Source organism: Pedobacter glucosidilyticus DSM 23534, from assembly GCF_000425145.1.
Classification (GTDB): Bacteria; Bacteroidota; Bacteroidia; order Sphingobacteriales; family Sphingobacteriaceae; genus Pseudopedobacter; species Pseudopedobacter glucosidilyticus.
Genome location: NZ_KE384316.1, coordinates 15,405 through 27,864 on the forward strand (window position 1 = coordinate 15,405; position 12,460 = coordinate 27,864).

General features: G+C 34.4%; 10 protein-coding genes. 2 read left to right on the forward strand and 8 right to left on the reverse strand.

Annotation, left to right across the window (positions count from 1 at the left end; genetic code table 11):
* Window positions 1-194, forward strand: a 194-nt coding sequence (locus tag H510_RS20440) for a hypothetical protein (RefSeq protein WP_211226604.1), incomplete at its 5' end; no start/stop codon positions are given.
* 645 nt (window positions 195-839) lie between these two features.
* Here the strand turns inward: H510_RS20440 and H510_RS0117400 are convergent.
* Together H510_RS0117400 and H510_RS0117405 are read right to left on the reverse strand one after the other, a co-directional pair.
* Window positions 840-1,304: a hypothetical protein gene (locus tag H510_RS0117400; protein ID WP_026905480.1), complete on the reverse strand. Its 465-nt coding sequence runs from the start codon at window positions 1,302-1,304 to the stop codon at window positions 840-842.
* Between the two features lie 12 nt (window positions 1,305-1,316).
* The gene (locus H510_RS0117405; RefSeq protein WP_051291384.1) at window positions 1,317-2,606 is read right to left on the reverse strand and encodes a voltage-gated chloride channel family protein; all 1,290 of its coding nucleotides are present in this window, start codon (window positions 2,604-2,606) and stop codon (window positions 1,317-1,319) included.
* Window positions 2,607-2,849: 243 nt separating this feature from the next.
* Between H510_RS0117405 and H510_RS0117415 the strand changes: the two genes are divergently transcribed.
* Window positions 2,850-3,911 (forward strand): branched-chain amino acid aminotransferase, encoded by a 1,062-nt coding sequence (locus H510_RS0117415; protein WP_414691918.1) that lies wholly within the window; start codon window positions 2,850-2,852, stop codon window positions 3,909-3,911.
* A gap of 104 nt (window positions 3,912-4,015) precedes the next feature.
* On the opposite strand, the gene H510_RS0117420 is transcribed toward H510_RS0117415, so the two are convergent.
* The 6 genes from H510_RS0117420 to H510_RS0117445 all read right to left on the reverse strand — a co-directional run bounded on the left by H510_RS0117420 (window position 4,016) and on the right by H510_RS0117445 (window position 12,458).
* Complete coding sequence (locus H510_RS0117420) at window positions 4,016-4,726, reverse strand: DUF4198 domain-containing protein (protein ID WP_026905483.1); 711 nt, start codon at window positions 4,724-4,726, stop codon at window positions 4,016-4,018.
* Window positions 4,727-4,738: 12 nt separating this feature from the next.
* Window positions 4,739-5,923: a PepSY-associated TM helix domain-containing protein gene (locus H510_RS19345; RefSeq protein ID WP_036693393.1), complete on the reverse strand. Its 1,185-nt coding sequence runs from the start codon at window positions 5,921-5,923 to the stop codon at window positions 4,739-4,741.
* Window positions 5,924-5,937: 14 nt separating this feature from the next.
* Window positions 5,938-8,340 carry a TonB-dependent receptor gene (locus H510_RS0117430; protein WP_026905484.1) on the reverse strand — a complete coding sequence of 801 codons (2,403 nt, stop codon included), beginning with the start codon at window positions 8,338-8,340 and terminating at the stop codon, window positions 5,938-5,940.
* Between the two features lie 78 nt (window positions 8,341-8,418).
* Window positions 8,419-9,843, reverse strand: a complete 1,425-nt coding sequence (locus H510_RS0117435) for an O-antigen ligase family protein (RefSeq protein WP_036693396.1) — start codon at window positions 9,841-9,843, stop codon at window positions 8,419-8,421.
* Window position 9,844: 1 nt separating this feature from the next.
* Window positions 9,845-10,924, reverse strand: coding sequence for a Wzz/FepE/Etk N-terminal domain-containing protein (locus H510_RS0117440; protein ID WP_155978036.1), 1,080 nt, complete (start codon window positions 10,922-10,924; stop codon window positions 9,845-9,847).
* A 40-nt stretch (window positions 10,925-10,964) separates the two neighbouring features.
* Window positions 10,965-12,458 (reverse strand): oligosaccharide flippase family protein, encoded by a 1,494-nt coding sequence (locus H510_RS0117445; RefSeq protein ID WP_081659324.1) that lies wholly within the window; start codon window positions 12,456-12,458, stop codon window positions 10,965-10,967.
* Window positions 12,459-12,460 lie beyond the last annotated feature (2 nt).

A 12,460-nucleotide genomic window follows, 5' to 3' on the forward strand; every position in this document is an offset into this window, starting at 1 on the left:
TATTTAGACGAAACGACAAATATTCATCAGCCTTGATTTTTGTTTCTTTTCATCAAGGAAAAGAAAGAAGCCGCTACCCGGCTAGGGTTGGAAAGTCTTGTGTGTTAAGCCTATTAGTTCAAATATCTTTAATGATAATAATTATCCGCCTCAAGAGCCGGCGGGGCCCATTACTTTTTAGAGGGAAAAAGTAATCAAAACCCTTGAACAATCCCGCAGGAGCCTTTGTCGCACAAGGCTTACCCACACTCAAAAACAATTAGCGCTTATTTTTGCTCGGTCGTGGTTTATGAAAGTTTTTATAAACTCGAACACAAAACCGCATTCGCTATAGGCTATATTTAAGTAAAAAGTAAAAAGTAAAAAGTACAAAGTAAAAAGATGCCTAAATATTGGATAGTTTACACTTATAACCTAGAAGTAGAAAGTACATAGTATAAAGTACAAAGAACTTAAAAGGCGGGTATTTAGAGAGACTGACTTAAATATAAAACTCATCTCTCCGAAGAACGAGGGATGGCCTATGAAGATTTAGACGGAACGACAAATCTTCATCAGCCTTGAATTATTCATTTTTTGTTTATGTTTTTTCTTAGGTATTCATGAACTCGTTCCTCGTTTTTGGAGGACTTTTTTTTAAGAAAAAAGTGGCTAGGGTTGGCCGCCTATGAGGCCGGAAAGACTTGTGCGAAAACGCTATTACAAAAAAAGAGCTAATATCCACTTAGGGTTAGAAAGCCATGAGTGAATGAACCGCTAATAGAAAATAACTATTAATTTCAAGTTTAGGATGCCCTTCACAAACATCCTAAACTTGAAATTTATAATAAATAAATCTTCTATTTACAAGTATCTTGTTCAAACACAAAGCCTTTATCAAAATTGATTGCAGCAGGTTCTTTAAAATAGGTTTTTCCTAAATAGGTTTCTATCTCACCATATCCTTGATATAGTTTTCCATCTTTTTTTAGGAAAGCCAAAGGATTCTTAGAAATGCTGCCTTCTGCTTTAAAAATATAATCTACAAAAAGTGTATCACCTTTAAACTCCCCTTTTATCTCTCCATCGCTGTCATCCTTTTCAAAAAAATTAAAAGCCAATTGCCCTGATATTTTACCGTCTAAGTTATTCAACTTCATGCTGGCCGAGTCTTTCCCAACAACAGCAGTAAAACATTGTGTCTCTAAAGCATCTTCACTTGGGGTTACTGTTGAGTCTGTTTGACTCGTAGAAGGTTGATTTTGGTTACAAGCCATCCATACAGATGCTAATACTACTAAACTTGCAATAGCTGATTTTTTCATGGTTACTTTATTTTAATTAAACATATTTAAATATTTTCCGGTATGTCTGATCCAAAAAGGATGTTTGGCATGACCAATTTTTTGCGAGCTGTAAATACCATTATGTCCAGAGAAAAGGTAGGCAACCACACAGCTAATGGCGATATATATGGCTGATGATGCTCCAAAAAGCTCTATACCCATCAAAATACAAGCAATAGGTGTATTAGCTGCAGCAGTAAATACAGCAACAAAGCCCATACCACTTAATAAATCAATAGGTAAAGGCAATATACCGGATAGTGCGCTACCTAAAGTAGCACCAATAAAAAATAAAGGAGTAACTTCTCCACCTTTAAAACCTGCCCCTAAAGTTATTGCAGTTAATACAATTTTTATGAGAAAGCTATAATAAGGTTGTTGAATATGAAACGCATTTTCAATGGTATCTAAACCTAAGCCTATAAATTCAGTATCGCCCCAAATCAATAAAAAACAAATGACCATTGCGGCAGCTACTACGGGTCTGAGGTAAATATGAGGAACATATTTTTTAAACAAGGCATGAGATAAATGATTGGTATTAGCAAATAATCTTCCTGCCAAGCCAAAAATTATTCCGGCTAATATGGCTATTAAAATATTTATGGCGTTGATATCAGGAATGTGAAATATCGCATAATGGCTATGTCCTGGTTCCCAAAGGTTACAAACCCAATGTGCAATAATTGCAGCAAAAAGGCTAGGTAAAATAGCCTCGTAAACTAAAGTACCTACTAAAAATACCTCTAAAGCAAAAATAGTAGCAGCTAGTGGAGTGCCAAATAAAGATGCAAAGCCAGCACTTATACCACATATCAGCAAAATTCGGCGGTCTCTTTTATGAAGTTTTAACCAACGGTTTACCTCATCAGCTAAGGCGGCACCCATTTGTACAGCAGAACCCTCTCTACCTGCCGAACCTCCGAATAAATGCGTGGTAACAGTACTAAAAAATATGAGTGGGGCCATCAATAGGGGTATTTTCTTTTTAGGGTGATGTATTTCTTCTAAAATAAGGTTATTACCTCTTGCGGCATCTTTACTCAGTTTGTCGTATAAAAATACAATCAATACACCCGCTAAAGGAAGAAAGCCAATGATCCAAAGCTGTTGTTCACGAAGGTTGGTTGCCCAATTTAAAGCTATCAAAAACCAGGCAGATGCTGTTCCACTAAGCACACCAATAATGCTACAAATGAAAAGCCATTTTAGTAAAAACTTAAAAATCAGTAATCTATCTAAAAATGCTAATGATTTTAACTTTTCTATTTGGGTAAACATTGATGTTATTTTTTTATCATGAAAATGAAGCTGATGCGAAAGCCGATATTGATATTTATAAGATATGAAATTACAAAATGATACCTGCCGATGACCAAAAATAAAATAAATTTGCTCAAATCCTATGGCAAAGCTATTTGAGGTTAAGATGAACAAAGAAAAAAATAAAATTTATGACGTTTCTAAAATTCTTAATCAAACAAATATTGTAATTTTGTAAGCTATACATTTAGGAAGCATATTTTGGAAACACTTGATATTAAAATAACTAAGGTTAAGACATCTAGATTATCACAGGTTGATTTTGATAATTTACCTTTTGGTAGGGTATTTACAGACCACATGTTAGTTGCGGATTATGAAAACGGAAAGTGGCAAAATTTTGAAATTATACCTTACGGAGATATTAGTGTAAGTCCGGCAATTTCTTCACTGCACTACGGACAATCTTTTTTTGAAGGATTAAAAGCCTATAAACATGCTGATGGAAAAGTTTCTGTTTTCCGTCCCGATAAAAATGCAGAACGCTTTAATAAATCTGCAGAGCGTATGTGTATGCCTACCTTGCCAGAGGATGTTTTTGTAAAGTGCATTGCTGCATTGGTAGATTTGGAAAGAGATTGGATACCATCAAAAGAGGGTTGCTCTTTATACATAAGACCTTATATGTTTGCAACAGATAGGTTTTTGGGTGTTACACCATCAGAAACGTATAAGTTTATGATATTGACCTGTCCGGTTGGAGCATATTTTTCAAAAAATTTAAATGTAAAGGTAGAAACTGAGTTTTCAAGAGCCTGTGAAGGAGGTTATGGATATGCCAAAGCAGCCGGAAATTATGGTGGTTCTATGTATCCTGCAAAAAAAGCTTTAGAGCAGGGTTACGATCAGTTGATTTGGACTGATGCTAAAAACCACGAGTTCATAGAAGAAATGGGAGCAGCTAATATTGCATTTGTTATCAATCATAAAGTTTTAACTCCATCTACCCGCGATACCATTTTAAAAGGTGTAACCAGAGATAGCGTTTTAACATTGGCAAAAGACTTTGGGTATGAAGTAGAAGAAAGAAGAGTTTCTGTAAAAGAGGTTTTAGAAGCCATACAAAACGGAACTTGTAGCGATGCTTTTGGTGCTGGTACCGCAGCAACTATTGCTCAAATAGCAGCCATAACCCATGAAGGCAAGGTTTATGAATTACCAAACCCTGCTGAAAGTGTTTTTGCTCATCAAATGAGAACAGCATTAGATGATATCAAACATGGTAGAATAGAAGATACCAGAGCCTGGAATTATATCGTTTAGGTTTAATAGAATAGGTTGATAAGTAAAAAAATCCTCGCTACTATAATAAGGCGAGGATTTTTGTTTATAGCTGATTGAAATGGAGTATTAATACCACTTATAGCTTATTGAATATAAATACCCGAAGTTGCACCTTGCCAACTGGCATCATAAGTTTTACCGTAGTGTGTACCATTTACTTTTTCGTAATTACTGGCTTCTAAAAGATAAAAGCCTTTCCATATAGGTGTAAAAGTAATATAGCCATTTTCATCAGCGATGTATTCTTTACTCCAACCCTCAGGCGAAAAAATCATGACTTTCCCTTTTACAAAGGCTTTGTTATTTAACAAAACCTGAAATTGTACTTCCTGATTTTTTTGATATATTTTTTGCGATTTAAAAACTGTTTTTAATGGATTTGGTACATCAGCCTGAGCTTTAACATTACCTACATTTACCACAGTATAAGAAGAAAATTCATATTTAGTTGTACCGCCTAATTCTTTGGCTTCATGTACTACCGATAAAGCATATTGCCCTTGTACGGTAGGTGTAAAAGATGCTATGAAACCATCTTCCGTCTCTTCTACTTCTAATTTAATTTTCTCTTTTCCAGGTTGTATCAGCCATAAGCTAAACTGGTTAACATCAGAATACCATTTAGCTGGTGCTTCTTTTTCTTGCGTTGCATATTCGCCATAAAAAATGTTTACTTGCTGTGCTTGTCCTATTTTACCATTTAGCGGAGTTTCTATCCATAAGGCATGGGCTAATAAATTTTTAAATGGAAGCGCTAATAAGGCTAAAAAGAGTAATGATTTTAGAGTTTTCATAATTATGATTTGTTAAGCTGTAATTAATTTTTGCGTGGTGATGATTTTTGGTTTTTTATTTCTTCTGCCCCACCATATCATAAAACCGGTAATGGGTAAGCTAGACGATATAAGGCTAGCTATAAAGGCTAATATTTTACCGGGCAAGCCTAAAATGGCCCCTACGTGTATATCATAATTCATGGCGATAATTTTTTCTCCGTTATTGGCATCAGCAAAATTTTTGCGATGTAAACGCTTACCGCTATACTGGTCAAACTGTAATTGGTCTTGGTTGTAGTAAACTTCTTTACCATGGTATCCGGTAACCCTTATAGTGGCTTCTGGGGTAGCAGGTTTTAGTATAGCTAATCTATCTGCTTCTGCTAATTCTTTTTTGGCAGTATGGTAAGCTAAATCAATAGGGTTTTGGATAGTTTTTAAGGTAGAATCAGCGGGGTTAGAACTTAGCTTTATTTTCTCTGGAGCTGTGGTACTTTGTGCAGCTACAACATAAACCGTGGCCTGAAACCATTTAAAAGCCCAAACCATCCCCGTAAGGGCTAAAAGTAATAACACAAATGAGGCATAAAAACCAGCTACATTATGCAAATCGTAATTGAGGCGTTTAAATTTTGCCGACCATTTAACTTTAAAACTCTTATTAACATTAGATTTTTTAAGGTTCTTTGGCCACCACAAAATGATACCACTGATAAGCATCACCACAAAAATTAATGTAGCATAACCAACAATAGGCTGGCCATACGGAGTGCTTAACAGTAAACTCCAATGCATATATTTTACCAGACTAAAGGAATTATACTTATAGTCTATTTTGCCAGTAATGGTTCCTGTATATGGGTTGATATAAATGGCATCGTAATATTCAATGGCTTCAAAATAGGTAATGGCATCTTCTGGACCAGCTTTGAAAAACATAAATTCCCATGCTTTATCAGCCTGTTTAAAGCTGGTTGCAGTACGTATAGGGATTTGTTTACCGTATTCGAGTTCTGCTTTTTTAATGAGCTCGGATATAGGTACAGTTGATGTGTTTTTGGGTACATCAACATACAAAACATCATGATAATATAGGCTTGATATTTCTTTTTGAAAAACATACAAACAGCCAGTGATGCTGACTATAAACACCACTAGCCCGGATGATAATCCGAGCCAGAGGTGAATTTTTCTGATACTTTTTTTAAAGCTCATCTTAAATTTTATGCTTAAAACTTGTAACTAAGGCTAGCATTTACAGTTCTTGGTCTTTGTGCTTCTATGGTAGACCAACCTTTGTAGTACTCTTTATTGGTAAGGTTGTCTAACTTTAAGATTAAGCCAATTCGGTTAGTTTGGTAAGATGCTGATGCGTTTAATACAGTATAAGCTGGCAATGCAAAAGCACCAGGTAGTAACCTGTTCATGATGACATTTTCACTCGCATAGTTACCCCCAAAACCTAAACCAAAGCCATTTAAATTACCCTCTAAAAATTTATAGCTTAACCAGAGGTTTACCATATCCTGCGGACCAGCACTTTCTGGTCTTCTATTAACAAATTGTACTTGGCTACTTTCCACAACTTTGCTATCGTTATGGCTATAGCCGGCAATAATATTTAAACCTTTAATAGGGTTGGCTATAACTTCTGCTTCAAAACCTCTACTGTAGTTTTCGCCATCTTGTGAGTACTGGAAAACGCCAGAACCTGGTGTAGTTTCTCCACCTTGTCTTACTACATCAGAAACTTTAATATCATAATAGCTTAATGTACCTGTAAACAGATTATTGAATAAACTTAATTTAACACCACCTTCTATTTGGTTGGCTTGCTCTGGTCTAAAGGTATTCACAACGCTTCCTTGGGTAATAGGAGCAATGTTTCTAAAACCATTCATGTAATTACCAAAAATGGAAATCTTATCTTTTATAGGTTGATAAACGATACCTAATTTTGGAGAGAATGCAGTTTGGTCATAATCATCATTAGGGTTGTTTTCTAGACCTTTATTATCAAAATAATCTAGCCTACCGCTTAACATGGCAGATAGCTGTGGTGTAAAGTTGAATACGTTGGAAACATAAGCACTGTAAACTTCTTGTGATGTTTTTGTTTTTGGAGCAGTTAAGGTTCTTAATTTATCATCAACAGCTGGTCTGGTTAATATACCTGTATCTTCACCATTCATTTTAACATCACCAACTACAGCATAGCCACTACTATTGTTAATGATGACTTTGTTATAATAATCTAAACCAGCAACTAAACGATTTCTAAATTTCCCGATTTTAAAATCGCCGATAAAGTTTTGCTGAATATCTGTAGTATAAGTATTGCCATTTTGTTTATTGATATATCTTCTAAATACGCCATCAATATTTGGATAATTAGGGATAAATCTTGATACTTCATACAAATAAGAATAATAACCATCAGATTTAGCTGCGCTTCTAGAGTATACGGTTTGTGAGGTCCAGCTATCAGAAAGTTTGTAGTTCATCTGACCTTGGAAACTGCTAATCGGGTTTTTTAAAGTTAGCTCGTTATTGGTGAAGGAAAGTTTGGGATTATAACCTAACTCATCCATATTTTTAGCAAGTAATGGGGCATCTCGGTCTAAAAATATCATCGCTGGGTTAGTTTTTTCTTCATTTAAAAACTCAGCATTTAAATCAATACTTAATCTATCACTTGCTTTGTAGCTTAAGGAAGGTGCAAAAGATAAAGCTTTTCTAAAGCCAGCATCTTGGAAACTGCCTTCTGTATGGTAAGCGGTATTGATTCTTAAAAATAAGTTTTCTTTAACCGGAGTATTGATATCTGCACTAAATCTGTTTAAGCCATAAGTACCAGATGTATAGTTAATTTCGCCACCAAATTGTTCATAAGGTTTTTTGGTTACCACGTTAATTAAACCACCATAAGAAATTAAGCTACTTCCAAATAAGGTACCTGATGGACCTTTGATAACCTCTAAACGCTCAACATTAGAAACATCTAAACCACCATTGGTTAAGCCAGGTAAACCATTTAGTAAGTTAGGTTGTACCGCAAAGCCTCTTAAAGCATAATAAGCAGCTCCGTCTCCAGATCTTCCGGTAGAAGTCCAAAGTTTATCAATACCTGGAGCGTTTCTAACGATATCATCAAAACTTGTGATGACTTGTTCTTTAATCAACTCGCTAGAAATGGTACTATAAACCTGAGGATTTTCCATATTGAGAAGTGGTAACCTAGCTACATACGGAGATTCTTTTTTAGCAAACTTATTAGCTTTAATTTGTTTAATGGTAACTTCTTTAAGTTCTTGGCCACTTTCAGAAAGTACAAAGTCTAGCTCTGTTATTTGGTTGGCTATTACTGTAACTTGTTTACTTTGTGATGCTAAACCCACATAGCTTGCCGTAACTTCATATACACTAGGTTTTAAACCTTTAAGTAAATATTGGCCTTTATCATCTACCAAGGTGCTTTTAACTCCTTTTATGCTGATAGAAACTAAGGGTGCGGCTAATCCGTCTGAAGTTTTAACCTTGCCTTTAATAGCGCCTGTTTGGGCGTTAACCAAGTGACAACTAAATATGATAGACAGAAATAAAATAAAAGATTTTAGATAATGATTATTCATTGTATTTATTTAGATTAATTATAAACAGCGGCAAATATAGAGGTGTGTTTATAAAATTCCAAATTATTTATAATAATTCTAAATAAGAGTCTTTTGGTTAGTGTATTGGTGATAAATAGCTGCTGTCATACCTAATAAAGCCCAAAAGATAAGAGCAGCTTTGTCTTGATCTAAAAAATTATTCAGAAAACCATGCATCAGATAGGTTGCTAAACTTAGTAAAACAGCTTGTGCATATAGTTGGAGTTGTTTATCTGGAGATTGATAAATCACAGTTAAAAGCAATTTTATAACTGTAAAAACAAGCATTAGAAAAGTGAGCAAACCTATTACACCACTTTCTATCAGAGGTCTCAAATATTCGCTATGTATGCCACCCATATCTCCGGTGGTGGTACTGATGGATGTCATTTCATGAGCTCTTTGATAGCCTGAATATTGAAACTGGTAAGTGCCTGGTCCGTATCCCCAAAATGGTTTTTCCTGAAACATCCTCCAGGCAGATTTCCATCGGTTGAGGCGTTCTACATTAGAATCATCGGTACTGATGTTAGAAATTGATTTTAGATCTCCTGCTAACGTTTTACCTGATGCTACTTTGTTAAATCTAATGCTTTGGTAAATTTGATTTTGAAATAACAACGCAATAGATGCCGCTAATATCAAACCTATGATAATGGTTTTAAATTTTATCTGCCATTTTAGAAGTATAGCAAAGCCTAAGGTGATGAGAATGCTTAACCAAGCTGCTCTGGAATAAGAAAGTAATATACCAACTGTGGTTGATGCGGCTATAATCAACAAAAAAATAAAATTAAGAGATGATAAATAAGCTCTCCCTTTGATGATTAAAACAATGGCAAAAACAAATATCATAGCACATACAGCACTGTAAACGGTATGGTCATCAAAAAATGGATTCATTACAAACGTTCCGCTTTTTTGCGAGAAACCACGTTGCCAATGTCTGATACTGGTATAATAAACAATCAGGCATAAACCTAAACCATAAGAAATGATAAAGTTTTTGATATTTTGGCTTTTCTGGAAAATAAAAAATCCCCACAGAAAGCCTGTGCCAATAAACCAAAAATGAGCAAGTAAAAACTTAAAGGAAACTAAAGGAATACTGCTGCTTAAACTGGTGATGATGAGCCAGAAATAAAACACTATAACACAAATGGTTAAAGGGTTTTTGAATATCGTTTTAAAGGCAGGTGGTTCTTGCCAAAGCTTTAAAAAAAACAGTAGGCTAAAGGCAAACATCATAGGTTCATCAGGCAGGTTTATACCTGCCGTACCCAGCATTAATTCTACCGATAGCGGTGTACAAAAAGCTATCAGTATTAATAGCTTATCTAAAGAAAATATAAAAAGTGCTATAACGATTAAAGTAGCAGGAAGAAGCAAGCCATAATAAACAGGGAATTTAAATACCACAAAAGCTATCAACATTAAAAAGGTAATGCTTATGGTATAAATCTGTTTAATAGATGTTATCAATTTAATGAGAGTTTTCCTTAACCAAAAAGCCTAAACAAGCCAATAAAAATGCACTTAAACCCATACTTAATATCACCAGTAATTTATTGGGATAAGTACTCTTTTCTGGTACGCTTGCTTTGTCAATCATGAATTTTTGTGCGGCCGATTTCTTTAAATCAACCTCGGCATTTTCATAACGTAACTGCAAATTGGTTAAAGCTTCTTTTTCTTTTTCGTAAACAGCCTCAAAATTTAAATATTTACCACTTAGTTTACTAAAAGTGTTTACGGTTGGTTGTAATGATTTTAATGTTGCTCTTGCAGCTTCTAAACGCCCTTTTGCTTTAATATAAGTGGTATCGGGTAAATCTTTTCTATTTAAATCATAAACTTTTAAACGGGCTTCTTCTGCTTTTAACTGAGTTTCTGCTTTAATAATGGCTTCGCTTAAAACTTCAGATTGTGCTTTATAATCAAAAACACCTTGGGCTCTTATACTACTTAATTGTGCTAAAATAGAATCTACCTGCTTTTGTTTTTTTTGATATTGGTAAGCTAAAATATCAAAAGCTTGTTTGGCTCTCTCTTGCTGCATCAAAGTACGCATGCTATCTAATGCAAAAGACATATAATTGGCAATTTCTGCTGCTATTTTTGGGTTTTCATCTTTTACAGCAATTTTTATAGCTAAATAATCCGTACGGTTAATTTTCGTGTTTGATGCCAGTTGCGCCCTTACTTTGGTAAGGGGATACTGCTCGTCCGCTTTAATATCATAATGTGCTAATAAATTAAATTTCTGAATCACTTTATCTTTCAACTCATCTGCCTGAAGCATTTCTAGAACTTGGTCGGTTTGCTCTTCACTACCAAACTCCATAAAATCTTCCAGATTACTTTCTCCTAATACAGATTTGGATATAGAGTTATTTGCAGGAATATAAAAAACGGTATAGGCTTCATATTTTGGGGTGATGATAAAGCTGGTAATTAAGCCTATCACTAAACCTATAAAAGTTATCAGCATGATATGTTTCCGATTTTTTATCATCATACTGCTGATAGAGAGAAGATTAAGTTGTGGTATTGTTTTTTCCAATTTATCGGTTTTAAACGGTTAAATTATAAATAATATCTGTTTATACCATTTTTAACATATCCTTAATTTTTTCCAGAGATAAAAGTTTAATCAAAAAACTTGTGATGATACTGCCACTTATAAAGATGAATAAGGATAGCAACCAAGGTAGGCTACTATATTTTAGAAGGTAGCCACCTAAAACCAATATGCTAACAAAACTAAATAATTTTAAAATGATGCGTAAAGGAAATTTGGCTTCAAAGTAGATATGGTAAAAAGCTTGATATGACAAACCCGCAACTACTAAAGCTATTAAAGTGCTTAGGGCAGCACCATAAGCTAAATATTGCGGAATAAAATAACAGTTTAACACGATGTTAATAAGCAAACCCATCCCAGAGATTATGTTTAACGCTTTTAGTTTATTCCCAGCTGTTAAAATGCTGCTGAAAATATAATACAGCACAATAAAAGGACTGTTAAACATCAGTAAACCAAATACATCAGATAAATGGCTACTGCTTTTGTCTCCGTATAAAAGATGCATGATTTCTACTTTAAAAAACCAACAGCTTAAAGAAATGATAATGGCCAATACCATCAATAATTCAAAACTTTCTTTCACTACAGCCCGGATACTTTTACCCTGAGCAATAAACCTACTTACCGTTGGGAAAAATAAGGATGCAAACAAAACATAAATGATGTTTGAGGCATCTAACAAGCGGTAAGCAGCAGCATAAATACCAGCTTCTAATTGCCCGTTTGGCAACATTTTTTCTAGCATAATACTGTCAATTTTATTGTAAGCCAATACTAAAAAGGTAAAAAGGGTAAAAGGCATTAAGCTTTTTAGGATGCTAAAATCGGGTTTTAACTTGCTGATTTGAAATACAAAAATTCGGTTTTGATGTAGTACTAAAGCACAGCAGATTATACTTATGGCTACCGCAATAACTTGGCTTATGGCAAAAAAAAGGAGATTACTACTTAATGCTATCTCATATACCAAAAGCGGTATAAATAATAAAATAAGCAAGAGTTTATCTAAAACAGAAAAAACGGTTTCTGCCTTATACAACTCGGCACCTTTTAAATATGACCTTAAAAAGTTTAAGAAAGACCATAAGACGTGATACAAACTCAGCCAAAATAAAAGGATAAAATAACTGCTATCGTAACCACTGCAAATGGCACTTAAAAAGGTAATTACAATATAAATAGCAGATAATATCAGCTTTAAGCTAAAGAGTTTTATATTTTCTTTGGTGGCAACTTGTTGTGCAACAGAGCGTAGTAAATAGTTATTAATGCCAGGGTCTGTAACAATGCTTAAAACAAAACTAAAGTTAAAAAGACTATAGTACAGGCCATAAGCTTCAAACCCGGCGGCTAATTGTACACCACGCTCTACCCCAAAAATCCAGACTAATTTTATGGAAACATTTACAAGAATGAGTATAATTACCCAGCCAGCTAACTTTTTATGCATAACAGTTGAGAGATGAAAATAAACTAATAAATGCAAAGCCGCAATTTTATTATGAAGCATGT